General features: G+C 72.1%; 21 protein-coding genes. 17 read left to right on the top strand and 4 right to left on the bottom strand.

Features of this window, described 5'->3' with window-relative positions:
• Positions 1-128: 128 nt before the first annotated feature.
• The 5 genes from BLQ63_RS21905 (at position 129) to BLQ63_RS21885 (ending at position 5,996) form a co-directional block, all read left to right on the top strand.
• Positions 129-1,214, top strand: coding sequence for a LacI family DNA-binding transcriptional regulator (locus BLQ63_RS21905; RefSeq protein WP_091039660.1), 1,086 nt, complete (start codon positions 129-131; stop codon positions 1,212-1,214).
• A gap of 43 nt (positions 1,215-1,257) precedes the next feature.
• A complete protein-coding gene (locus BLQ63_RS21900; RefSeq protein WP_091039659.1) occupies positions 1,258-2,028 on the top strand; it encodes a ThuA domain-containing protein in 771 nt (256 codons plus the stop codon).
• Positions 2,025-3,146, top strand: a complete 1,122-nt coding sequence (locus tag BLQ63_RS21895) for a Gfo/Idh/MocA family protein (protein WP_091039658.1) — start codon at positions 2,025-2,027, stop codon at positions 3,144-3,146. The genes BLQ63_RS21900 and BLQ63_RS21895 overlap by 4 nt, the downstream gene beginning before the upstream one ends.
• Positions 3,147-3,172: 26 nt before the next feature.
• Complete coding sequence (locus BLQ63_RS21890; RefSeq protein WP_290428033.1) at positions 3,173-4,315, top strand: Gfo/Idh/MocA family protein; 1,143 nt, start codon at positions 3,173-3,175, stop codon at positions 4,313-4,315.
• Between the two features lie 388 nt (positions 4,316-4,703).
• A complete protein-coding gene (locus BLQ63_RS21885) occupies positions 4,704-5,996 on the top strand; it encodes a hypothetical protein (RefSeq protein WP_091039656.1) in 1,293 nt (430 codons plus the stop codon).
• A 7-nt stretch (positions 5,997-6,003) separates the two neighbouring features.
• Here BLQ63_RS21885 and BLQ63_RS21880 read toward each other — a convergent pair whose 3' ends face one another.
• On the bottom strand, positions 6,004-6,417 hold the full coding sequence (locus BLQ63_RS21880; RefSeq protein ID WP_091039655.1) for a DUF7144 family membrane protein: 414 nt from the start codon (positions 6,415-6,417) through the stop codon (positions 6,004-6,006).
• Positions 6,418-6,587: 170 nt separating this feature from the next.
• On the opposite strand from BLQ63_RS21880, the gene BLQ63_RS21875 reads away from it, so the two are divergent.
• Both BLQ63_RS21875 and BLQ63_RS21870 read left to right on the top strand, forming a co-directional pair.
• On the top strand, positions 6,588-6,998 hold the full coding sequence (locus tag BLQ63_RS21875) for a DUF6325 family protein (protein WP_091039654.1): 411 nt from the start codon (positions 6,588-6,590) through the stop codon (positions 6,996-6,998).
• A gap of 10 nt (positions 6,999-7,008) precedes the next feature.
• Positions 7,009-7,299, top strand: a complete 291-nt coding sequence (locus tag BLQ63_RS21870; protein ID WP_091039653.1) for an SHOCT domain-containing protein — start codon at positions 7,009-7,011, stop codon at positions 7,297-7,299.
• A gap of 92 nt (positions 7,300-7,391) precedes the next feature.
• Here BLQ63_RS21870 and BLQ63_RS21865 read toward each other — a convergent pair whose 3' ends face one another.
• A complete protein-coding gene (locus BLQ63_RS21865) occupies positions 7,392-8,042 on the bottom strand; it encodes a PaaI family thioesterase (RefSeq protein ID WP_091039652.1) in 651 nt (216 codons plus the stop codon).
• 269 nt (positions 8,043-8,311) lie between these two features.
• On the opposite strand from BLQ63_RS21865, the gene BLQ63_RS21860 reads away from it, so the two are divergent.
• The 4 genes from BLQ63_RS21860 to BLQ63_RS21845 all read left to right on the top strand — a co-directional run bounded on the left by BLQ63_RS21860 (position 8,312) and on the right by BLQ63_RS21845 (position 11,568).
• Positions 8,312-9,334, top strand: a complete 1,023-nt coding sequence (locus tag BLQ63_RS21860) for a zinc-dependent alcohol dehydrogenase family protein (protein ID WP_091039651.1) — start codon at positions 8,312-8,314, stop codon at positions 9,332-9,334.
• A gap of 71 nt (positions 9,335-9,405) precedes the next feature.
• Positions 9,406-10,296, top strand: a complete 891-nt coding sequence (locus BLQ63_RS21855) for a helix-turn-helix domain-containing protein (RefSeq protein ID WP_091039650.1) — start codon at positions 9,406-9,408, stop codon at positions 10,294-10,296.
• Positions 10,293-10,958, top strand: coding sequence for an SDR family NAD(P)-dependent oxidoreductase (locus BLQ63_RS21850; protein WP_091039649.1), 666 nt, complete (start codon positions 10,293-10,295; stop codon positions 10,956-10,958). The genes BLQ63_RS21855 and BLQ63_RS21850 overlap by 4 nt, the downstream gene beginning before the upstream one ends.
• Positions 10,959-11,007: 49 nt before the next feature.
• Positions 11,008-11,568, top strand: a complete 561-nt coding sequence (locus BLQ63_RS21845) for a 3'-5' exonuclease (protein WP_177155055.1) — start codon at positions 11,008-11,010, stop codon at positions 11,566-11,568.
• Here the strand turns inward: BLQ63_RS21845 and BLQ63_RS21840 are convergent.
• A complete protein-coding gene (locus tag BLQ63_RS21840) occupies positions 11,559-14,015 on the bottom strand; it encodes an ATP-binding protein (RefSeq protein WP_177155054.1) in 2,457 nt (818 codons plus the stop codon). The genes BLQ63_RS21845 and BLQ63_RS21840 overlap by 10 nt on opposite strands.
• Before the next feature lie 145 nt (positions 14,016-14,160).
• Here BLQ63_RS21840 and BLQ63_RS21835 point away from each other — a divergent pair, with 145 nt between their 5' ends.
• Positions 14,161-15,135, top strand: coding sequence for a DUF389 domain-containing protein (locus tag BLQ63_RS21835; RefSeq protein WP_091039646.1), 975 nt, complete (start codon positions 14,161-14,163; stop codon positions 15,133-15,135).
• 117 nt (positions 15,136-15,252) lie between these two features.
• Here the strand turns inward: BLQ63_RS21835 and BLQ63_RS28595 are convergent, their stop codons facing one another.
• Positions 15,253-15,735: a hypothetical protein gene (locus BLQ63_RS28595; RefSeq protein ID WP_177155053.1), complete on the bottom strand. Its 483-nt coding sequence runs from the start codon at positions 15,733-15,735 to the stop codon at positions 15,253-15,255.
• 231 nt (positions 15,736-15,966) lie between these two features.
• Here BLQ63_RS28595 and BLQ63_RS21825 point away from each other — a divergent pair, with 231 nt between their 5' ends.
• From BLQ63_RS21825 to BLQ63_RS21805, 5 genes are all read left to right on the top strand, one after another.
• A complete protein-coding gene (locus BLQ63_RS21825) occupies positions 15,967-16,872 on the top strand; it encodes an NADP-dependent oxidoreductase (protein ID WP_091039645.1) in 906 nt (301 codons plus the stop codon).
• Between the two features lie 47 nt (positions 16,873-16,919).
• On the top strand, positions 16,920-17,387 hold the full coding sequence (locus BLQ63_RS21820) for a MarR family winged helix-turn-helix transcriptional regulator (protein ID WP_091039644.1): 468 nt from the start codon (positions 16,920-16,922) through the stop codon (positions 17,385-17,387).
• Between the two features lie 52 nt (positions 17,388-17,439).
• Positions 17,440-18,342: an SDR family oxidoreductase gene (locus BLQ63_RS21815; RefSeq protein ID WP_091039643.1), complete on the top strand. Its 903-nt coding sequence runs from the start codon at positions 17,440-17,442 to the stop codon at positions 18,340-18,342.
• Between the two features lie 105 nt (positions 18,343-18,447).
• Positions 18,448-19,752 carry a replication-associated recombination protein A gene (locus BLQ63_RS21810; RefSeq protein WP_091039642.1) on the top strand — a complete coding sequence of 435 codons (1,305 nt, stop codon included), beginning with the start codon at positions 18,448-18,450 and terminating at the stop codon, positions 19,750-19,752.
• Positions 19,753-19,951: 199 nt separating this feature from the next.
• Entirely contained in the window at positions 19,952-20,278 is a 327-nt protein-coding gene (locus BLQ63_RS21805) for a WXG100 family type VII secretion target (protein ID WP_143015038.1), read from the top strand.
• Positions 20,279-20,300: the final 22 nt, after the last annotated feature.

Genomic DNA, 20,300 nt, shown 5'->3' with positions numbered 1-20,300 from the left:
CGCGGCCAAGGCGCCGCGAACCTTTTTCGAGCTTGACCGCCCGGCGACTTTATGCTTAAAATCCCCGACGGCGCGTCACCCGGACCGCCGCCGAGCACGCGCCCGCCGAGACGGAACGGAGGACCGACGTGAGTCCCAAGCCGCCCGACCCCCGGCGCAAGCCCAGCATGACGGACGTCGCCGATCTCGCCGGCGTCTCGGTCATGACGGTCTCGAACGTCATCAACCGGCCCCAGATCGTGGCCGAGGCGACCCGGGACAAGGTCCACGCCGCGATGCGCGACCTGCGCTACCGCAACAACCTGGTCGCCCGCAGCCTCAGGCTCGCCCAGCCGCGCCAGATCGGCTACGTGCTCCCGCCGCCGGACCAGTCGGGCAACCAGTACATGGACCGGTTCCTCCACGACCTCGCCGTCGGCTGCCAGGACGCCGACCGCAACCTCACCCTCATCACCGAACTCGACACCGAGGCGCTCATGACCGCCTGCGAGGACCTGTACTTCGGCCAGTCCGTGGCCGGGTTCGTCATCTCCAACGTCGGCGCCGAGGACTCCCGCCCCGTCGAACTCCACAAGCGCGGCATCCCGTTCGCGGCCTACGGCCGTACCGGAGAGGCGTTCGCGAGCCCGTGGAGCTGGGCCGAGGGCGACGCCGCGCTCGGCATCGAGATGGCCGTCGACCACGTCGCCGACCTGGGGCACCGCGAACTGGCCTTCGTGGGCGCCAACCACTCCAGCATCACCATGGTCCAGCGCGAGATCGGCTACCGCGACGCCTGCCTGCGCCGCGGCCTCACCTCCTCGGTCGCCGAGGACCGGATCATCCACGCCGACAGCCACCTGGCCTCCGGCGTCCGCATCGCGACCGAACTGCTCGACCGCACCACCGACTACTTCGACTCGCCGCCGACCGCGATCATCTGCAAGTCCGACCAGCTCGCGGCCGGCGTCGTCATCGCGCTCCAGGGCCGCGGCCTCGTGCCGGGCCGGGACGTCGCCGTGACCGGCTACGACGACACGCCGCTGACGTCCTTCGGCACCGTGGGCATCACCTCGGTCCGCCAGGCCTCCGCGCTCATCGCCGCCGAACTCGTCCGACTCGTCATCGACCAGCCCGACGAACCCGAGCACCTGCTGCTGCGGCCCGAACTCGTCGTCCGGTCCAGCACCGATCCGGCCGCGGGAGCGCACCCGGACCCGCCGAAAGTCTTTTAAGCTCACAACGCGCTCATAACAGGAACAGAAGGAGACCGACGAAATGACAACCGAACCGATCCGCGTCGTCGTGTGGGGCGAGAACCGCCACGAGCAAGTCGAGGCGTCCGTGGCCGAGCGCTACCCCGACGGCATGCACGGCGCCATCGCCAAGGGCGTCGGCGAATGGCTCGGCGACAAGGCCGCCATCACCACCCACACGCTCGACGAGCCCGAGCACGGCCTCACCGGCGACGTGCTCGGCGAGACCGACGTCCTCGTCTGGTGGGGCCACGCGGCCCACCACGAGGTGAGCGACGAGGTCGTCGAGCGCGTCCACAAGCACGTCCTCGCCGGCATGGGGCTCATCGTGCTCCACTCCGGACACTGGTCCAAGATCTTCACGAAGCTCATGGGCACCACCTGCACGCTGCGCTGGCGCAGCGAGCACGACCGCGAACTGGTCTGGACCGTCAACCCCCAGCACCCGATCGCGCGCGGCATCCCGAACCCGATCGTCATCCCCGAGCAGGAGATGTACGGCGAGTACTTCGACGTGCCCACCCCCGACGAGCTCGTCTTCATCAGTGGGTTCACCGGCGGCGAGGTCTTCCGCTCCGGCATGACCTACCGCCGCGGATTCGGCCGGATCTTCTACTTCAGCCCCGGCGACCAGGACTTCCCCGTCTACCACCACGCCGACGTCAACCACGTGATCGCCAACGGCATCGAATGGGCCAGGCCCGACCGCGAACGCGAGACGCCGACGCTGCTGCGCTACGAGACCGACGACTTCTTCAACGGCCAGGGCTACAAGGGAGCGTTCGAGCGATGAGCTTCCGCACCGTCACGACCGACGGGCCGCTGCGACTCGTCGTGGTCGGCGCCGGCGGCATGGGGCGGGCCTGGGCCCGCACCATCCAGGCCTCCGCCGACACCGAACTCGTCGGCATCGCCGACCTCTCGTCCGCCGCGGCCGAATCGGCCGCCGAGGAGATCGGCGTCCCCGGCCTCGCACTCGGGTCCGACGCGGTCGAACTCGCCCGCCGCGCGGGCGCCGACGCCATCGTCAACGCGACCATTCCCGAAGCGCACCACCCGGTCACGACCGCGGCCCTCCTCGCCGGCATCCCGGTCCTGGGGGAGAAGCCGGTCGCGGCCAGCGTGGCCGAGGGCCTGTCCCTCACCGCCGCGGCCGAGCACACCGGCGAGCTGTTCATGGTCAGCCAGTCCCGCCGCTACCACCGCTCGCTCCACGCGGCCAAGCGCCGCCTCGCACCGCTGGGCGCCGTCGGGATCGTCGCGGTCGACTTCTACAAGGCGCCGCACTTCGGCGGCTTCCGCGACGAGATGGACAGCCCGCTCCTGCTCGACATGGCCATCCACCAGTTCGACATGGCCCGGTTCCTCCTCGACGCCGACCCCGTCTCGGTCTCCTGCGAGGAGTACAACCCCGCCTGGAGCTGGTACGCCGGCGACGCGGCCGCGACCGCCGTCTTCGCCATGGAGGGCGGGGCCCGCTTCGTCTTCAACGGCAGCTGGTGCAGCCCCGGCTTCGAGACCTCCTGGAACGGCTCCTGGCGGATCTCGGCCGAGCGCGGCTCCGTGCTGTGGGACGGCGAGGGCGAACCCGGCGCCGACCCCGACGAGGACGCGGCCGAGGCCGTGGACGACCCCGGCCAGGAGATCGCGGGCTCGCTGCGCGAGTTCGTCGCGGCACTGCGCCACGGCCGGGAACCGATGGGGCGCGTGCACGCCAACGTCATGAGCCTGGCTATGGTCGAAGCCGCGACGCAGAGCGCTTCGCAGGGACGGCGAGTCGTGATCGACGACGTGCTCGACCGCTCCTACGACGCCGCGCTCGCGACCGAGCGCGACGCGGACGTGCTCGCCGTCATGAAAGCGTGGTCATCCGTCCGCGATGCCCTGAGCCACAAAGAGGAGCGTCAGTGAGCGAAACCCAGTCCCTGAACGTCGGCATGATCGGCTACGCCTTCATGGGCGCGGCCCACTCGCACGCGTGGCGCACCGCGCCGCGCTTCTTCGACCTGCCCCTCGCGCCCCGCATGACCGCGGTCGCCGGGCGCGACCCCGAACGCGTCGCCGCGGCCGCCGCGAAACTCGGCTGGGACTCGCACGAGACCGACTGGCGCCGCCTGATCGAACGCGACGACATCGACCTGATCGACATCTGCGTCCCCGGCGACCTGCACGCCGAGATCGCGATCGCCGCACTCGAAGCGGGCAAGCACGTCCTGTGCGAGAAGCCCCTGGCGAACTCGGTGGAGGAGGCCGAGCGCATGACGGCCGCCGCCGAGGCCGCCAAGGCCCGCGGCGCGTTCGCCATGTGCGGCTTCAGCTACCGCCGCACACCCGCGCTCTCGCTCGCGAAGCGCCTGGTCGAATCCGGTGCGCTCGGGTCGATCCGCCACGTGCGCGCCCAGTACCTCCAGGACTGGCTCACCGACGAGAACGCGCCGCTGACCTGGCGCCTCGACAAGGCGAAGTCCGGCTCGGGCTCCCTGGGCGACATCGGCGCGCACATCATCGACGCGGCGCAGTGGATCTCGGGGACGAACGTCACCGGCGTCTCGGCGCTGATGGAGACGTTCGTCAAGGAGCGCCCCGTCGGCGGCGACTTCGTCGGCCTGGGCGGCCACGGCGGCACCGACGGGCCGAAGGGCCCGGTCACCGTGGACGACGCCGCGATGTTCACCGCCCGGTTCGAGGGCGGCGCCGTCGGCGTCTTCGAGGCGACCCGGTTCGCACTCGGCCGCAAGAACGCGATGCGCGTGGAGCTCAACGGCTCCAAGGCCTCCCTCGCGTTCGACTTCGAGGACATGAACTCGCTGTGGTTCTACGACGCGGCCGACGAGCCCAACGCGGGCTTCCGACGCATCCAGGCCACCGAGCCCGAGCACCCCTACACGGGCAACTGGTGGCCGGTCGGCCACGGGCTCGGTTACGAGCACGGCTTCACCCACCAGGTGGTCGACCTCGTGGAGGCCGTCGCGAACCGCGAGCAGCCCACCCCGTCCTTCGCCGACGCGCTCCAAGTGCAGCGCGTCCTCGCGGCGGTCGAGGCGAGCGCCGGCGACGACAGCCGCTGGACCGCCGTTTAGGGCCGGTCCTGCGAATCTGAACGGTCGTTATCCGGCCCATTCGCCCGCTCGCTTCGTTGTCGGGGCCGCTGCATACAACACCGGTATGCAGCGGCCCCTCCGCCTTGCGAGCGAACGAATGGACTCGGATACCGCCTCGCCCTGATTCGCAGGACAGGCCCTAACGCACGATCCGAGGCCCGGCCGCGACGGCGGCCGGGCCTCTTCGCGTCCGCGGCGCCCCGGAATTGCCGAATCACCGCCTCCGGCCCCCGCACGGCGCTTACCGTCGACTTCTGCGAGGCGCGGTCGCCTTCGGACAGGGGAGTCGGGACATGGGCACGGTCATCGGCGGCAACGCCGCGACGGCGCGCGCATCGGCCCGGCCGTCGAGCGAAGGAGCCGGGACATGTCCGACGCGGGATTGAACCGGGCCGAGCGCGACGAGCTCGAACGCCTCCGCGCGCAGGTCGCCGGCGGCGGCCGGGCCCGCCGCGGGGCGCGCTGGTCCGGCGCCGTCCTCCTGCTCGCGCTGGCCGCCGTCGTCCTCGTGCTCGCCGCCATGACCGTGTTCGCGCGCAACCAGGTCCTCAACACCGACCGGTTCGTCGACACCATGGAGCCGCTGTACGCCGACGCGGAGATCCGCGCGGCCGTCGCCTTCCGCGTCAACGCCGCGATCCAGGAGACCCTGGACGTCGAAGGGCTCGTGGACGAGGCGATAGCCGCGGTCCAGACCAGGGGCGCCCCCGACGTCCTCGGCCGCCTCTCGGGCCCGCTCGCGTCAGGGATCAACTCCTTCATCGACAAGCAGGTCACCACCGTCGTCCACTCCGAGCAGTTCACCGAGCTGTGGCGCGAGGCCACCCGCACCGCCCACGTCGCGCTCGTCGGCCTCCTCACCGGGCAGTCCGGCGGCGCGCTGCAACTCCAGGGCCAGGACCTCGTGCTCGACCTCGGGCCGGTGCTGCTGCAAGTGAAGGACCGCCTGGTCGACTCCGGTTTCGCACTGGCCGAACGCATCCCGGCGATGTCGGTGTCGTTCACCGTCGCCCAGTCCGAGGCGTTCCCGAAGCTGCGGACCGCCGCGTCGCTGCTCGACGCCGCCTCCTGGGTCCTGCCGTTCGCCGGGCTCGCGCTCCTGGCCGCCGGCATCGCCCTCGCGCCCGACCGCCGCCGCGGCCTGCTCGTCGGCGCGCTGTGCCTCGCCGCCGGGATGCTGCTGCTGTCCGCCGCCCTGGTGATCGGGCGCGGCGCCTACCTCGCGGGCCTGGGCGACTCGGTCCAGTCCCAGCAGGCCGCGGTCAACGTTTACGACACGATCACCCGCTTCCTCAAGGGCGCCGCGCAGACCGTCACGGTGCTCGCGCTCATCGTCGCCCTCGCCTGCTGGCTCCTCGGGCCGGGAGCGGCCGCCCGGGGTTCGCGCCGCCTCGGCGCCTCGGCCCGGAACGGGGCCGCCCGCGGCCTCGCCGCAGCCGGGTTCACGTTCGGCGCCGCAGGCGGCCTCGTCCACCGCCACCGCCGCGCCGTCGAAGCGCTCCTGGTCGTCGGGGGCCTGCTCTGGATCGTCCTGTGGCGACACCCGGGCGTCTCGGGCGTCGTCACGATCGCCCTCGTCGTCGCGGTGCTCGCCGCCGTCGTCGAACTGATCGGCCGCACCGCGCTCGAATCGGAGCGCACCGGCGCGCGGCCCGCGTGAGGCGCGCCTAGGTCCGGTCCGCTCCGTCGTCGAACCTGATCGCCAACCGCCCACCGGCCGTCGCGAGCGACCAGATCACGACCACGTCGAGTCCGATGAGGGCCACCGACCACAACGGCTCGATCGGCAGCCACAGGAAGTTCGCGATCAGCGAGGCCGAGGCCAGCGCCAGGCCCAGCAGGCGCGCCGTCGATCCGCCGCGGAACAGCGCGACGCCCACCGCGGCCGCGACGACACCGACGATGAGGTGGACCCAGCCCCAGGCGGCGATGCTGAACGCGAACGAGTAGCCGTCCGGCGCGGTGAAGTACCCGCCCGTGGCCAGGGCCTGGACTCCGGTGCCGATCTGCCAGCACCCGCCCAGCAGCAGGAGCAGCGCCGCGGGCAGCGTGTGCCTCGCATTGGACGATCTCGACGTCATGGGTCCCCCGATCCGCGTACCACCTCGATGATGGACCGGCGCAGGCCCGCCCGCGCCCGACTCGGCCGAATCGTCCGCCTGCGAGATTCGCCTCCGCCGTCCGTTCCGCCGTGTAGCGTTCCGGAAAGGAGCCGCCCCGGCGCGGCTGCGCACTGCGACGGGAGGCGCGTATGGACGGCAAGGCCCCGGTGGACCTGGTGCTGGTGGAGTTCTCCGGCAACCGGTTCGACGGCAGGATCCTCACCGAACTCGAACGGCTCGCCGCCGACGGCACGATCACGGTGCTCGACGCGCTGCTGGTCAGCCGCGGCGCGGACGGCTCGATCGCCTGGCTCGAGGCCTCCGGCGTCGACAAGCGCCTCGCGGCCCTCGTGGGCGAGCCCGCCGACCTCCTCGGCGCCGAAGACGCCGAAGCGGTCGCCGATGAGCTCCAGCCCGACACCGCGATCGGCATGCTCCTGTTCGAGCACTCCTGGGCGGGCACGCTCGCCCAATCCGTCCGCGACGCGGGCGGACACCTCCTGGACTGGGAGCGGGTCCCCGCCGCCGCCATCGACGAACTCACCGGCACCGCGGGATAGGAGCGAGACCATGCCTCGACGCATCGGACGACCCGGCCTGCTCGGCACGATGGCGCGCACGGCCGTCATCGCGGGCACCGCGGGCGCGGTGAACCGCTCGATGAACCGGGCCGCCTCCTCACGGGAACAGACCCAGGCGGACGCCCAGGCGTACCGCGAGCAGCAGGCCCCGCCCGCCGCCGCTCCGCCGCCCGCCGGCGACGACGTGATCGCCAAGCTCGGCCGGCTCGCGGAGCTCCACGACGCCGGAGCGCTCACGGACGCCGAGTTCGCGGCGGCCAAGGCCAAACTGCTGGCCTGAGGCCGGTGCTCATGCGGGCGCTTTGCACGGCGTTCCGGGCCCTGCCCGCGAGCGCCGGTTCATCGGCCCCGTCGTCCACCCGGCAAGTCCCGTTACAGCAAATGCTCCATGCCCGGGAAGAGCGCGCTGACCTGTTCGGGGGCGGGGACGACGAACCGGCCGTCCGCCTCCACCAGCGTCTCGTCCGGCCGGGCCTCGGCCGCGATGCGGCCCCGGACCCGGATGGACCTGCCGTCCCGCTCGGTCACCTCGGCCTCGGCGATGAGCGGTGCGTTCAGCGGCACCGGGCCGCGATAGGCGAACCTGAGGTCCACCGTCATCGAAGGGCTGCCGGTGGTGCGCGCGGCCCAGCCCATGAGCTCGTCGAGCACCAGGGCGGTGACGCCGCCGTGGGCGAACCTCGGCGGCCCCTCGTGCGCCATGCCCAGGGTGAACGTCCCCTTCACGCCGTTCTCAGCGCGCGCCATGGCGACCGGGGGAGCACCGGGATGGCCGTCGCCGGTCACGGGGCTGTAGGCGCGCCGCCCCACGCGCAGGTCGTCGAACTCCGGGATCGACCCGACCGGGCGCCGGCCCGCCGCCTCCAGGTCGGCCGCGAGCTTCTCGACCTGCTCGGCGAGGGCGTGCAGTTCCCCGGTCGGGGCCGTGGACCGCACCGCCGCCTCGGTCAGGCGCCGCAGTCCGCCGCCGAGGGCGGCGACCGCCTCGCGTCGCCGGTCGGGTTCCGATGCGTCGGTGGTCATGGCGCTCCTCTTCGGTTCGGTCGGCCGTCCGCCACCAGTATCCGCGAACCCGCCCGGCGCGCGAAGTCGCCGCCCGGCGGCGGGGTTCCCCAATGCCGCATGTCGTGACCGAATCCCCTGGTAGGAAGAAGGGCGGCGATGGCGGCCCGCGTGAGGGGTTCTGTCCGTCCCTCCCACGGGGCGGTCGGCGCGGGTTGCATCGAACGGGAGCCGGTGCCGCCGCGCGCCGCACGAAGCGGCGCGGCACCGCAGACCGAAAGGGAGCGCCCATGCGCGGAGTAGTCATGCACAGTCCCGGCGACGTCCAGGTGGAGGACCGTCCGGACCCGGAGATCATCGAGCCGACCGACGCGGTCATCAAGATCAGCGCGACCTGCATCTGCGGGTCGGACCTGTGGCCGTTCCGGGGCGTCGAGCCCGTCGACCACCTGGCGATGGGCCACGAGTACGTCGGCGTCGTGGAGCGGATCGGCGACGCGGTGCGGAACGTGAAGGTCGGCGACTTCGTGGTCGGGTCGTTCGTCACCTCCGACAACACCTGCGAGATCTGCCGGGCCGGGTACCAGTCCCAGTGCGTCCACGCCGCCTTCGTGTCGGTCGAGTCCGGCACCCAGGCCGAGCGGGCCCGCATCGCCAACGCGGACGGCACGCTCGTCGCCACGCCCGGCCGGCCCGATGCGGACCTGATTCCTTCGCTCCTGGCCGCCTCGGACGTGCTGGGGACCGGTTGGTTCGCGGCCGTCGCGGCCGAGGCCGGTCCCGGGAAGACCGTGGCGGTCGTCGGCGACGGCGCCGTGGGTCTCATGGGGGTCCTGGCCGCCGAGCAGCTCGGGGCCGAGCGGATCATCGCGATGTCCCGCCACGCCGACCGCCAGGCCCTGGCCCGCGAGTACGGCGCCACCGACATCGTGGAGGAGCGCGGCGACGAGGGCGTCGCGAAGATCAAGGAGCTGACGAACGGCCTCGGCGCCCACTCGGTGATCGAGGCGGTCGGCACGCAGGAGTCGATGATGCAGGCCATCCGCGCCACGCGCCCCGGCGGGCACATCGGCTTCGTCGGCGTCTCGCACGGCGTGGAGCTGCCGGGGCAGGAGCTGTTCTTCTCCGGCGTGCACCTGCACGGCGGGCCCGCGCCCGTGCGCCGGTTCCTGCCCGACCTCGTTCAGCTGATCTGGGACCGCAAGATCGACCCCGGCAAGGTCTTCGACCTGACCCTGCCCATCGAGCGGGCCGCCGAAGGCTACCGGGCGATGGACGAGCGCCGCGCCGTCAAGGTCCTCCTCACGGTCTGACGCGCCCGCGCCCCCTGGGGGGTTCCGTCGGAACCTCCCAGGGCGCCCGGCGCCGATCTACCGTAGGAGCCATGAGCACCAAGGACGAGGTGCGGGACTTCCTGGTGTCCCGCCGCGCGAACATCACCCCCGAGCAGGCGGGCCTGCCCGACATCGGGGAGCGGCGCGTGCCCGGCCTGCGGCGTGAGGAGGTCGCGCTGCTGGCGAACATCAGCCTCGACTACTACACGCGCCTGGAGCGCGGCAACATCCGCGGCGCCTCCGAGAGCGTCCTGACCGCGATCGCCCGGGCGCTGCACCTCAACGACGTCGAACGCGAGTACCTGTTCGACCTGGCCCGCACCGCGCCCAAGGCCGCGGTGCGCCACCGCGAGCCGGCCGGGCAGACCGTGCGCGCCTCCGTGCAGCGGGTCCTGGACCACATGACGGTGCCCGCGATCGTGCACAACGCGAGCCAGGACCTCATCGCCGCCAACCTCATGGGCCGGGCCCTGTACTCCCCGATCTACGACTCGGGCGGCACGCCGAACATCGCGCGGTTCATCTTCCTCGACTCCCGCGCGAAGGACTTCTACGTCGACTGGCCCGCGGCCCGCCGCACCACCGCGGCGATCATCCGCCTCGAAGCCGGGCGCGACCCGCTGAACGAGGACCTGACCGCGCTGATCGGGGAACTCTCCACGCGCAGTCCGCAGTTCCGCACCGACTGGGCCGGGCACGACGTGCACCAGCACCGCACCGGCACCAAGTCGTTCCGCCACCCCGAGGTCGGCGTCGTCGAGGTCGCCTTCGACGTGTTCGCGATGCCCGACGAGTCCGGGCTCCAGATCGTCACCTACAGCGTCCCGCCCGGCACCGAGTCCGCCGACAAGTTCGCGCTGCTCGAAGCCTGGGCCGCCACCCGCGAGGCCGAGCCGGTGCGCCTCCGGTCCCGTTCCACCGCAACAGAGGAGCAGACATGACCACCATTGCGATCGTCGGAGCGGGCAGGGGCCTGGGAGCCGCCGTCGCCCGCAGGTTCGGCGCCGAGGGCTTCGACATCGCCCTCGTCTCCCGCAACCAGGAGCGCCTGGACGCCCTCGCCGCCGAACTCGGGGAGGAGGGCCTGAACGCGCGCGGGTACGCCGCCAGCGTCCGGGACACGAAGTCCCTGACCGCCGCCCTCGACCGCGCGACCCAGGAACTCGGGCCGATCGAGGTGCTGGAGTACAGCCCGCTGCCGCAGAAGGAGTTCCTGCGCCCGGTCCTGGAGACCACCGCCGGCGACCTCGCCGGAGCCGTGGAGTTCTCCGTGTACGGCCCGGTTGCCGCGGCGCACCAGGTCCTGCAGGGGATGCGGTCCCTCGGCCGGGGCTCGATGCTGTTCGTCAACGGCGGCAGCGGCGCGAAGCCCAACCCCAGGGTCGCGGGCACCTCGATCGCGTTCGCCGGGGAGACCGCGTTCGCCACGATGATGCACGACGTGCTCGCCGCCGAGAACATCCATGTCGGACAGCTCATCATCCCCGGTGCGATCAGGCCCGGCCATCCCACGCACGACCCCGACCTCCTCGCCGACACGCTCTGGAGGATGCACACCGAACGCGGCGCATTCCGCCGCTTCGCCGAACCCATGGACCTGTAGACCCGCTCGCCGGCGATAAGGGATGGACGAATCCCTTACGCTGCAACGTATGGACCCCCGCACCCGGCTGAACGTGATCGACGTCGAGGCGACCTGCTGGGAGGCGCAGCCGCCGCCGGGCATGGTCGGCGAGATCATCGAGATCGGCCTGACCGTGGTCGATCTGGGCGCGCGCGAGCGCATCGCCAAGCACCGCATCCTCGTTCGGCCGCGCCGGTCCCGCGTGAGCGGCTTCTGCACCGAGCTGACCGGCCTCACCCAGGAGGAGGTCGACACCGGCGTCGAATTCGCCGAAGCCTGCCGGATCCTCGCCGACGAGCACCGGGCCGACTCGCGCCCGTGGGCGAGCTGGGGCGACTACGACCGCAGACAGTTCGAGCGCCAGTGCCGCGCCACCGGCACCCGCTACCCGTTCGGCAGCCGCCACACCAACGTCAAGCGGGTCTTCACCGACATCCGCGACCTGCCCCGCAGACCGGGCATGGCCGCCGCGCTCGACATCGCGGGCCTGCCTCTGGAAGGCCGCCACCACAGCGGAGCGGACGACGCCTGGAACATCGCCGCCCTGGTCCTCGATGTCGCGGCCCGAGGCGGTTGGCCTCAGTCCTGAGGCGTCCCCGCCGCCGAACGGAGCCGCTCCACGCGTCCCTCCAGCTCGGCCGCCTCGGGCACGCCGCAGCCCGCGTAGCCGCGGGCCGCGAGGCGCGCGTGCCGCAACTCGGCCCCAGCGTCGCCCATCCGGCCGTAGGCGTCGGCGAGGCCGTGGTGGGCCCGCGCCGCCTCATAAGGGTCCTCATGGGACTCGGCGAGGGCCGCCGCCCGCTCGTGCTCCGCGACCGCCGCCTCGGGACGCCCCGAGGCGGTGAGCGCGCGGCCGAGACCGTTCCTGGCGGAACGCTCGTCCGACGGGTACGCCAGGCCCTCCGCGTGCTCGACCGCCCGGTTCAGGTGCGCGATGGCCTCGGCGCCGCGGCCCAGGTGCAGCAGGTCTTCTCCGAGCTCGATGAGCACCGGGGTGAACCCCTCCTGAAGCCCCCGCTGCCGGCAGCGCTCGAAGCAGGAGGTGTGTATCGACAATGCCTTGACCGGGTCCCCGTGCTCGCGCGCGAAAGTCCCGTGGAAGTTCTCGATCCGCCCGACGCTGTAGTCGTCGTCGGCGTCCATGAGCCGTTCCGCCTCCGCCAGGCAGTGCCCGGCGTCCGCGAGGCGGCCGAGCCGCAGCAGCGGGACGATCATGTTCGAGTTGATGAGCATGAGCGCCGCCCCGTCCGAGGCGGTCTCGGCCAGCGCGAGCGCGCTGCGGTAGACGTCGAGGGCTTCGGTGAACCGTCCCGACTGCCGGTGCAGGAGCCCGATGTTCCTGAGCGCCAGCGTCGCGGCGCCGATGTCGCCGAGCTTCTGCTCGAGCGCGGCGGCCTGGTCGAGGCAGCCGATCGACTCCTCGCGCCTGCCGGCGACGATGAGGTGTCGCCCCCGGTCTCCCAGCGAGTGGGCCACCTTCTGCTCGTCGCCGAGCCGGCGGGCGATGTCCAGCGCGGTGCCGTTGACCGCGAGGTGCAGCTCCACGTCCCTGTCGTGCAACCGGAACGCGCTGAAGGCGGTGGCCAGGTGCCAGGCCGATTCGAGCCGCCCCTGGCGCTCGGCCGCGAACACGGCGGCCGCGAGGTTGTCGCGTTCGACCCGGTACCACGTCGAGGCGCCCTCATGGTCGGTGAGACCGGGCAGCCCGATGTCGAACTTCTTCGCTTCCTCGGTGAAGATCCGCTGGTACGCCGACGCGATCAGCGACGCCGCCTGGTAGGTGTAGTGCAGGTAGAGGCCGAGCAGCCGGGAGAAGGCCCCGTCGAGGTCGTCCTCGGTCTCCTCGGCGAGCTTGGCCGCGAACAGCCGCACCAGGTCGTGCAGCCGGTACCGCCCCGCCGAACGGGTCTCCACGAGATGCACGTCCACGAGGGACTCGAGCATCGCCGAGGCCTGCTCCTCACCCACCTCGCACAGCACGGCGGCGGCGCGGGCGTCCACGTCGTCGCCGGGGACGACGCCGATCAGGCGGAACAGGCGCTGGTGGTCCGCGTCGAGTTCGCCATAAGAGGTGCGCAGCGCCGCGGCGACGCCGCGGTGCCCCGTGTCGAGCACGTCGAGCAGCCGGTCCTCGTCGGCGAGGCGCCACAGCAGATCGGCGGCGCCCCAGAGGGGGCGGCTGCGCAGGCGGCCCGCCGCGAGGCCCATCGCGAGCGGCAGGCGCCCGCAGCGCTCCGCGACCGCGGCGGCCTCGTCGTCGGTGATCCGGCCGTCGGCCGCCGCGCTGAGCATCGCCACGGCCTCGGGCAGCGGCGGGACCTCCAGCGGCACCGAGTGCGCGTCGGTCAGTGCCGACAGATCTCGCCGGCTGGTCGCCAGGACGAGGCTGCCCGGCGTCCCCGGCAGCAGCGCCTCCAACTGGTCCGCGCTCGCGGCGTTGTCGAACACCAGGAGCACGCGGCGGTCGGCGATGGCGCTGCGGTAGCGGACGGTGAGCTCGTCGACGTCCGCCGGGAGGGCGCTCTCGGCCGCGCCGAGGCCGCGCAGCACCCGCGTCAGGACCGAGGCCAGGCCCGGCCGGGGCCCGACGGCGAACCCGTGCAGGTCGATGAACAGCTGCCCGTCGGGGTAGCGGGGGGCGAGGACGTGGGCGACCTGGACCGCGAGCGAGGTCTTGCCGACGCCGGCCATCCCGTGCACCGCGACGACCGCGGCACCTTCGGCGACGGCCGTCAGCAGTTCGTCCACGGGCCGCTGGCGCCCGGCGAACCCGGTGAGCGCCCGCGGCAGTTCGCGGGGCACGGCCGCGCTCCGTTCCGGAGCGCCGGTCAGCAGCGCCCGCTCTTCGGCTTCGAGGCCCAGCGCCTCGGCGAGCAGCCGCAGCGTCTTCGGTTGCGGCCGGACCTTCCCCAGTTCGATGTCGCGGATCGAACGCGTCCCGACACCGGCCTTGAGAGCCAGTTCCTCCTGGGTCAGCATCGCGCGCAGCCGGAGCGGCCGGAGGTTGCTGCGGGCGTCGAGCGCTCGGTCAGGCATACCGCCATGATAGGCCGCGCGGTCCGCGACCTTCCCTTCCCCGACCGCGGGGAGACCGCAGGGTCCGTCACGAGCGCCGACAGCCGGAGGTGCGACTCCGGGCGCGGCACGGCGCCGGTGGACGCGGTGGGGGAGAATGCCGCACGTGCTGCATGTTCGAGTCATCACCCCGGTCGGACTGACCGACGACGTCCTCCGCCTCGCCGTCGAGTGCCCCGCGGTCGCGAACGTGACCCGGTTGGCCGGGGCGGCGATCGACCCCGCCGGCGACTGCGTCGAGTTCGACGTCGCGCGCGAGGGCGCGAACGAGATCCTCGCCGACCTGCGCGGCCTCGGCCTCAAGGAGTCCGGCGGCATCACGGTCGAGGAGATCGACCTGTCGATCTCGGCCGCGGCCGACGAGGCGATGGAGGCGGCGCCCGGGCACTCCGAGGACGCCGTCATCTGGGAGGAGCTGGCCGCCCGCACCTCGGCGGAGACGCGCCTGACCTGGTCCTACCTGGTGTTCCTGGCGCTGGCCGTGCAGATCGCGGCGATCGGGGCGCTCCTGGACCAGCCGATCCTCATCGTCGGGGCGATGGTCCTGGGCCCGGACTTCGGTCCGGTCGCGGCGTTCTGCTTCGGTGTGCTGCAACGCGATCTGCCGCTGATCGGGCGGTCCCTGCGGACCCTCGCGGTCGGCTTCGCGGTCGCCATCGCGGTGACCTTGGCGTGCGCGGTGGTGAGCCGCCTGTTCGGCTGGATCGAACCGTCCATGCTGGACGACCGGCCGCTGACGAGCTTCATCATCCACCCGGACCGGTGGTCGTTCATCGTCGCGGTGCTCGCGGGGGTCGCCGGCATCCTGTCGATGACGGCGCGCAAGTCCCAGGCGCTGGTCGGGGTGTTCATCTCGGTCACGACGGTCCCGGCGGCCGGGAACATCGCCGTCGCGATCGCGCTCGCGCACTGGGACGAGGTCGGCGCGTCGCTGATCCAGCTCGGCGTGAACGTCGCGGGCCTGATCGTCGCCGGCGTCGGCACGCTCCTCGTCCAGCGGCTCCTGTGGCGGCGCTTCGACGTGCGCTTCACGGCCGCCGACGGCGTGAAGACGCCCGAAGGCGCTGCGGCCGAACGCTAGCGCTCGCCCGCCTGCGGCGCGGTGCCCGAGGCTGGAACCGGCCGTGTCCGACGCCGACCGTCTCGGCGTCGAACGGAGCCTCGTCCGCATCGAGGAGCACCGCGCCGCAGGCGGTCGCTAGATGTTCTCGACGGTCTCGAAGCTGCCGTCGCCGTCGGTGTCCGAGGCGGACATGTCCAGGAGGCCGTCGCCGTCGGTGTCGGACTCGACGACGTCGGCGTAGCCGTCCCCGTCGGTGTCGGTGGCGTACGTGTCGAGGTACGTGTCGCCGTCGGTGTCGAGGAGGGCCGTCTCGGCGTAGCCGTCGCCGTCCGAGTCGGTCAGGACCGTGTCGACCCAGCCATTGGAGTCCATGTCGGACTCGACGGTCTCGTTGTAGCCGTCCCCGTCCGTGTCGGAGGAGAACGACTCGTTGACGCCGTCGCCGTCGACGTCGGTGTCGGCGGTGACCGTGTAGACGTCGTCCGAGGACGTGTCGTCGGTGTAGGCGTCCTCGGTGTAGGTGTCGTCCGAGTAACCGGTGGAGTCCTCGGTCGGCTCGGTCTCGTACTCGTCCGTGGTGAACTCGTCTTCGACCGTGGGGTCGTCGTATTCGCTCATGGCTCTCCCAACCTCGGGTTTGCGAAGTGTCCGATGCTTACGATGAGCACCATAGAACTCGCCCGCAAATCGGGAGTTTCCAGGACCGATCACCCCGCGTTCGGTGCAGCGTCCGACCAAGGCGAGACGGACCTCACGGTCGAATGCCAGAAAATACTTGGCTAGCCACATAATCATTGCTAGATTTATGTGTCTAGCCACCTAACTGGTGGCGATCACGAAGGAGCCGTCATGAAAGCCATCCAGTTCGACCGTTTCGGCGACACCGAAGTCCTGCACGAGACCGACGCCGAGGTCCCCGAGCCCGGCCCCGGGCAGGTCCGCGTCCGCGTCAAGGCCGCCGGGCTCAACGCACTCGACGGGAAGATCCGTGCCGGGGCGATGGAGGCGCTGTTCCCGACGCCGCTGCCCGCGATCCCCGGCGCCGAGCTCGCCGGCGTGGTGGACGCCCTGGGGGAGGGCGTGCAGGACGTCGCGGTCGGCGACGAGGTCCTGGGCTGGTCCGACACGGGCTCCTACGCGCAGTACGCGCTGGCCACGGTCGTCGCCCCCAAACCCGCCGACCTCGACTGGCAGCGCGCCGCGGCGCTCCCCGTGGCGTCCGAGACGGCCGAGCGGGTCCTGAACCTGCTCAACGTCACCGCAGGGGAGACCGTGCTGATGCACGGCGCGGCCGGAGCCGTCGGCACCGTGGCGGTCCAGCTCGCCACCGCCCGCGGTGCCCGGGTCATCGCCACCGCCGGTGCCTCGAACCAGGACTACCTCGCCTCGCTCGGCGCCACGCCCACCGTCTATGGCGAGGGCCTGGTCGAGCGGGTCCGCGCGCTCGCGCCCGAAGGCGTCGACGCGGTCTTCGACCTCGCCGGGAAGGGCGCCCTGGAGGACTCCATCGCCCTGCGCGGCGGCACCGAGCGCATCGTCACCATCGCCGACTTCCGCGCGCGCCAGTTCGGGGTCGCCTTCTCCAGCGGTGCCCAGGAGAAATCGGCCGCCCGCCTGGCCGCCCTGGCGCAGGACGCCGCCGCGGGCAGGCTCGCCACCACCGTCACCGCCTACCCGCTCGACCAGGCCGCCGCGGCCCAGCAGGTCAGCGGCGCCGGACACGTCCGCGGCAAGCTCGTCCTCACCGTCGACTGAGCCCGGACACCACGACCGACCGTCCACACCGTCAGAGGAGCCGAACCATGCCCGCTTCCGCACCGCGCATCCCGTCCATGGCCGGCGAAGGACCGCTGAGCTACGCGATCTTCGAGCTCGCCCGATCCCATCGCGGCCGCGCCGCGGCCATGCTCCGCAAGCTGCACCTGCATCCGGGGCAGGAACTGCTGCTGATGCACCTGTTCGACCGGGACGGCCAGACCCAGTCCGAGCTGCTCGAAGCCGTCGGCCTGGACCACTCCACCGTCTCCAAGTCCCTGCGCCGCATGCAGGACGCGGGCCTGCTCGTCCGCGAGCCCGCCCAGCACGACCGGCGCGTCATGGTCGTGCACCTCACCGACAAGGGCCGCGCCGTGCGCGAACCCCTGGCGGCCATGTGGCGGGCCCTGGAGGAGGCCTCCACCCGGAACCTGTCGGCGCCGCAGGCGGACTCGTTCGTCCACACCGCCTACGCCGTCATCGACGCCATCAGCGACCGCGACGAACCCGCATGACCCCGGCCCCCACCCGAATCCGCCGGCCCGAACCGATCGAAAGCGAGACCCCATGAGCACCGATCCAGTCCTCGTCGTCGGCGCGACCGGCTCCCTCGGGAGCAAAGTCGTCGACGCACTGCTCGAACGAGGCAAGCACGTCCGCGCCCTGGTCCGACCCCACAGCGATGCGACCAGGCTCGAACGCCCGGGCGTGGCGGTCGCCCGCGGCGACATGCTCGACCCCGACTCGCTCACCGCCGCCATGACCGGCGCGGACGCCGTCATCACCACCGCCGCCGGCTACACCCGCGGCGGCAGGGACGCGCACGCGATCGACACCGTCGGCAACGCCAACCTCGCCGAGGCCGCCCACCGCACCGGCATCCGCAGATTCATCCTGACGAGCATCCTCACCAGCGACCAGACGCCCGACGTCCCGCACTTCTGGCACAAGAAGCTCGCCGAGGACGAGCTCGAACGACTCGGCGTCCCCTTCCTCGCCCTGCGCCCGGGAGCGTTCGTCGACCAGATCGCGAGCGGGGCGGGCAACCCGCTCGACAAGGGCCGCCTCTTCTGGATCGGCGAGAGCACCATGCCGCTGACGTTCGTCCACACCGCCGACCTCGCCGCCTACCTCGCGGACGCCGTCGACGCCGACGCCGAGGACGGCGAACGCGTCGACATCGGCTGGGACCGCCCCGTCAGCATCCGCGAGGTCGCCGACCAGGTCGGCCGCGCGGCCGGCACGACGATCAAAGTGCGGGCCGTCCCGGGCGGCGTCGCCCGCGCCGCGGGAGCCGTCACCGGCCGCTTCGTCCCGATCGTCAAGGACATGGCCGCGATGTTCCGCTGGTTCGACACCGGCCGCTACGTCGCCGACCCCCACCGCCAGGAGCAGCTGTTCGGCCCCGCGCCCAAGGCCGAAGACGTCCTCGCCCGCCTCGCCGACGAACTGCGCGCCTCGCGCCGGTGACGGCGCTCGGACCGGTCTCCACGGAGAATTGTCGGCACCCGGTGTCACCATTGCCGCCGGGCCGCGCCCGCCCACTGGAATCCCATTCGAACGAAGGACCCGCCGATGAGCCAAGCCGCACTACCGCTGTTCGGGGATGAGCCGCAGCGCCCGCTGGCCGACCGGCTGCGGCCGCAGTCCCTCGAAGCGGTGGTCGGACAGGACCACCTGCTCGCCCCCGACGCCCCGATCGGGCGCATGGTCGCACGGCGCCAACTCGTGTCCACGGTCCTGTGGGGCCCGCCCGGCTGCGGGAAGACCACCATCGCCCGCCTCCTGGCCGAACGCGTGAACCTGGCGTTCGAACCCCTGTCGGCCACGTTCTCGGGCGTCGCCGACCTGCGGAAAGTCTTCGGCGCCGCCCGGCAGCGCCGCGAGATCGGGCAGGGCACCATGCTGTTCGTCGACGAGATCCACCGCTTCAACCGCGCCCAGCAGGACAGCTTCCTGCCGTACGTCGAGGACGGCACCGTCGTCCTGATCGGCGCCACCACCGAGAACCCCAGCTTCGAACTCAACGGCGCGCTGCTCTCGCGCTGCCAGGTGTTCGTGCTCAAACGCCTCGACGACACCGCGCTGCGCACGCTCCTCGACCGGGCCGAGGCCGAGACCGGCCGCCCCCTGCCGCTCGACGCCGACGCCCGCGAGGCCCTGACCGCCATGGCCGACGGCGACGGCCGCTACCTGCTGAACCTCGCCGAGCAGCTGCAGGCGCTCCCGTCGGACACCGCGCCGCTGGACGTCACCGCGCTCGTCGCGCAGGTCCAGAAGCGCGCGCCGGTGTACGACAAGGCCCAAGAAGGCCACTACAACCTCATCTCGGCCCTGCACAAGTCGATGCGCGGCTCCGACCCCGACGCCGCGCTCTACTGGCTCGCCCGCATGCTCGACGGCGGTGAAGACCCGCTGTTCGTCGCCCGGCGCCTCATCCGCTTCGCCAACGAGGACATCGGCACGGCCGACCCGCAGGCCGTGGTGCAGGCGCTGGCGGCCTGGGACGTGTACGAGCGGCTCGGCTCGCCCGAAGGCGAACTCGCGATCGCCCAGGCCGTCGTCTATCTCGCGACCGCCCCGAAGTCGATCGCGGTGTACCGCGGTTTCGGGGCCGCTCAGAGCAGCGCCCGGCGGACCGGCTCCCTCATGCCGCCCAAGCACATCCTCAACGCGCCGACCAGGCTCATGAAGGACCTCGAATACGGCCGGGGCTACCAGTACGACCCCGACGCCGCCGAGGGGTTCTCCGGCGCCGACTACTTCCCCGAGGACATGGACCGCGAGACCTATTACGAGCCGACCGCCAACGGCGAGGAGGCCGAGGTGTCCCGCAGGCTCCGCCACTGGGCGGCACTGCGCGAACAACGGCGGCGCTGATCTTCACCCGCGCCGACGACGCGACGCCGCGTCCCAAGACCTGGTACCGAAGGCGCCGAGCACCCTTCGAATCTCGTTCGCATTCCTCCGGTATTGTGTCCGAACGGGAGGTCTGAATGCTCGGAGAAGACCAGATCGCACAGCGGCCCTCGCAGGTGCGGGGCGACCTCATCGACCGAGTCCGCGGAGGCAGGTGACCATGTCGGGTCTGAACATCACCCCTGAGACGATGCGGAAGTCCGCCGATGAGATCGAAGCGGCCCGGGACGAGGTGCAGGCGCTCCTCGACCAGTTCACCGGCGCGCTGCAGCAGTTCGCCGACGGCTTCGGCGGCGACATGATCGGCTCGCTGGCGGGCCCCGCGCACGATGAGTGCGTGACCACCGCGACCGAGTGCTTCACCTCCAATATCGAGGCGCTCACCGCATACGCGCAGGACATCCGCGAGATGGCCGACGAGCACGAAGCCGCCGACAGCGGCATCGCCGAGGGCTTCAAGACCCTCCGAGGCGAACTCAAACCCTGATCGGCCGCGTCCCCGGACAAGA

The sequence above is a fragment of the Glycomyces harbinensis genome, assembly GCF_900101745.1.
GTDB classification, from domain to species: domain Bacteria; phylum Actinomycetota; class Actinomycetes; order Mycobacteriales; family Micromonosporaceae; genus Glycomyces; species Glycomyces harbinensis.
The sequence above is the reverse complement of the archived record's forward strand: the minus strand, read 5'-3'. Positions and strand labels throughout refer to the sequence as shown.

Bases quoted from the DNA above. Each gene is read 5' to 3' on its own strand.
- BLQ63_RS21900 (WP_091039659.1), top strand. From the start codon at position 1,258: ATGACAACCGAACCGATCCGCGTCGTCGTGTGGGGCGAGAACCGCCAC.
- BLQ63_RS21895 (WP_091039658.1), top strand. From the start codon at position 2,025: ATGAGCTTCCGCACCGTCACGACCGACGGGCCGCTGCGACTCGTCGTG.
- BLQ63_RS21890 (WP_290428033.1), top strand. From the start codon at position 3,173: ATGATCGGCTACGCCTTCATGGGCGCGGCCCACTCGCACGCGTGGCGC.
- BLQ63_RS21885 (WP_091039656.1), top strand. From the start codon at position 4,704: ATGTCCGACGCGGGATTGAACCGGGCCGAGCGCGACGAGCTCGAACGC.
- BLQ63_RS21880 (WP_091039655.1), bottom strand. From the start codon at position 6,417: ATGACGTCGAGATCGTCCAATGCGAGGCACACGCTGCCCGCGGCGCTG.
- BLQ63_RS21875 (WP_091039654.1), top strand. From the start codon at position 6,588: ATGGACGGCAAGGCCCCGGTGGACCTGGTGCTGGTGGAGTTCTCCGGC.
- BLQ63_RS21870 (WP_091039653.1), top strand. From the start codon at position 7,009: ATGCCTCGACGCATCGGACGACCCGGCCTGCTCGGCACGATGGCGCGC.
- BLQ63_RS21865 (WP_091039652.1), bottom strand. From the start codon at position 8,042: ATGACCACCGACGCATCGGAACCCGACCGGCGACGCGAGGCGGTCGCC.
- BLQ63_RS21860 (WP_091039651.1), top strand. From the start codon at position 8,312: ATGCGCGGAGTAGTCATGCACAGTCCCGGCGACGTCCAGGTGGAGGAC.
- BLQ63_RS21855 (WP_091039650.1), top strand. From the start codon at position 9,406: ATGAGCACCAAGGACGAGGTGCGGGACTTCCTGGTGTCCCGCCGCGCG.
- BLQ63_RS21850 (WP_091039649.1), top strand. From the start codon at position 10,293: ATGACCACCATTGCGATCGTCGGAGCGGGCAGGGGCCTGGGAGCCGCC.
- BLQ63_RS21845 (WP_177155055.1), top strand. From the start codon at position 11,008: ATGGACCCCCGCACCCGGCTGAACGTGATCGACGTCGAGGCGACCTGC.
- BLQ63_RS21840 (WP_177155054.1), bottom strand. From the start codon at position 14,015: ATGCCTGACCGAGCGCTCGACGCCCGCAGCAACCTCCGGCCGCTCCGG.
- BLQ63_RS28595 (WP_177155053.1), bottom strand. From the start codon at position 15,735: ATGAGCGAATACGACGACCCCACGGTCGAAGACGAGTTCACCACGGAC.
- BLQ63_RS21825 (WP_091039645.1), top strand. From the start codon at position 15,967: ATGAAAGCCATCCAGTTCGACCGTTTCGGCGACACCGAAGTCCTGCAC.
- BLQ63_RS21820 (WP_091039644.1), top strand. From the start codon at position 16,920: ATGCCCGCTTCCGCACCGCGCATCCCGTCCATGGCCGGCGAAGGACCG.
- BLQ63_RS21815 (WP_091039643.1), top strand. From the start codon at position 17,440: ATGAGCACCGATCCAGTCCTCGTCGTCGGCGCGACCGGCTCCCTCGGG.
- BLQ63_RS21810 (WP_091039642.1), top strand. From the start codon at position 18,448: ATGAGCCAAGCCGCACTACCGCTGTTCGGGGATGAGCCGCAGCGCCCG.
- BLQ63_RS21805 (WP_143015038.1), top strand. From the start codon at position 19,952: ATGTCGGGTCTGAACATCACCCCTGAGACGATGCGGAAGTCCGCCGAT.